This is a genomic window from Chrysanthemum yellows phytoplasma, assembly GCF_000803325.1.
Taxonomy (GTDB): domain Bacteria; phylum Bacillota_I; class Bacilli_A; order Acholeplasmatales; family Acholeplasmataceae; genus Phytoplasma; species Phytoplasma asteris.
In genome coordinates, this window is the sequence record NZ_JSWH01000051.1 from 1 (window position 1) to 1,160 (window position 1,160).

A 1,160-nucleotide genomic window follows, 5' to 3' on the forward strand; every position below is an offset into this window, starting at 1 on the left:
TTATAAATTTTATACTATTTTAGAATTATTACATTTAGGAAATATAGATTATATTTCACAAGGATGGAATAAATTAGGAGAAAATATAAAAACAGTAAAAGATGTTTTAGAAAAAATGGAATAAAATTTTCTTCCGCGGAATGTCAATTTAAAACATTTTATTAGATTTAAAACATATTTTAAACGCATTATTTTGCCTCTCTCGCTTTGATTTAATTACAATTAAGTAATTATATTTCTAAAACATAATTATAAGCTTCTTTTTTGTATACTTGTAATTTATCTTCCAACTCTCTTTCTTGTGATGAAATTTGTGTCCCTTCCAGATTTTGTGTGTTGCCTATTGCATCATAATTACAAGTATTTTCATTTTCCCAATTAATTTTGCCATCTTGGGTAAAATATCTCATATTTCTAGAACCATCATCATTGAATTTTTGATCAAAAGTTTTTTCACTTGCCCAATCCACTTGTATTTTGCCATTTTCTAATTTATAATGTCTATTCCTTGTCACAGAATGTAATTGTTTTCCTTGTTGATCATAAAAACAATAATAAGTGTAATCACTATCCCAATTAACTTGTTTGTCTTCTTCTGAATTACTATCTGATGTGTAAATTATAGATTTTATAATTCTCCCTAATTCATCGAATTCTCGATCCCAAGAATCCTCATCTTGCCAATTAACTTTGCCTTCACTTGTAAAATATCTTTGTTTAATTCTTATTTTTTGGGTTTTATCATAGCCAAACATACAACCCAAATAGTTTGGTTCTTGTTTTCCATAGTCTACATTTTGTAATCTATCATCTTCCGATGTTGTAGCTTCTTTAAAACCATACCTTTTTAAAACATTATAGTTGGAATCAAAAAATCAAATCATAAGTTTGATAACTATCCCAAATAACTTTTCCACTTGCATCTAAAGCTCTATATTTAATTATATATTTATCATCTGGATTTATCGGATCTGGATTTATTTCTAATGCTTCTTGTAAAAATTTAACATCCGAATCTGTTATAGTTTGTTTATGTTGTGCTGAATTGAATATTTTTCCCCATAAAGTTTTGTTGTTGTCTCTTCTTTTTTGATATTCTTTTATTTGTTCATCCATATCAATTCCATCATTGCTAAAAACAGGAGTTAAAAATGAAGAAA

The 1,160-nt window shown here is 26.6% G+C and carries 2 protein-coding genes; both read right to left on the bottom strand.

Features of this window, described 5'->3' with window-relative positions:
• Positions 1 to 230: 230 nt before the first annotated feature.
• Positions 231 to 755: a hypothetical protein gene (locus OL66_RS00815; protein WP_034172076.1), complete on the bottom strand. Its 525-nt coding sequence runs from the start codon at positions 753 to 755 to the stop codon at positions 231 to 233.
• A gap of 112 nt (positions 756 to 867) precedes the next feature.
• On the bottom strand, positions 868 to 1,160 hold a 293-nt coding region (locus OL66_RS03940; RefSeq protein WP_034172077.1), incomplete at its 5' end, for a hypothetical protein.